This is a genomic window from Sphingomonas epibiotica (genome assembly GCF_039615155.1).
In the GTDB taxonomy this organism is placed as follows: Bacteria; Pseudomonadota; Alphaproteobacteria; order Sphingomonadales; family Sphingomonadaceae; genus Sphingomonas.
Window position 1 is genome coordinate 1 of sequence record NZ_JBDGHY010000050.1, and the last position, 396, is coordinate 396.

A 396-nucleotide genomic window follows, 5' to 3' on the forward strand; every position below is an offset into this window, starting at 1 on the left:
CCGCTGGTGCTTACCGGCGGACGGCTGACCGGCGGCAAGGGCTATGCATCGGGGGCGGGGATACTGACTCACGCGCTGGTAACCGCGGATAGCGAACGCGGGCCGCAGCTGCTCCTGCTCGACCTGGATGCCGATCCGCCTGCCATCGATCGGGAGTGGTGGCAGACGATCGGCATGCAGCGGTCGGAGACACATCTGGTACGCTGGTCCCGCGCCGCGATCGGTGAAGATGACCCGATCGGCGAGCCCGGCAGCTACGCGCGGGAGCCGTTCTTCAGCGGAGGCGCGCTGCGCTTCGCCGCGGTTCATGCCGGCGGTATCGCGGGTCTGCTGGACGCGGTGCGTGACCACCTGACCACCCACGAGCGCGCTTCCGATCCGTTCCAGGCATCACGG

The 396-nt window shown here is 69.2% G+C and carries 1 pseudogene; it reads left to right on the top strand.

Annotated features, from left to right (window positions below):
- A pseudogene (locus AAIO73_RS20245) lies at positions 1–396 on the top strand (acyl-CoA dehydrogenase); the annotation flags it as partial.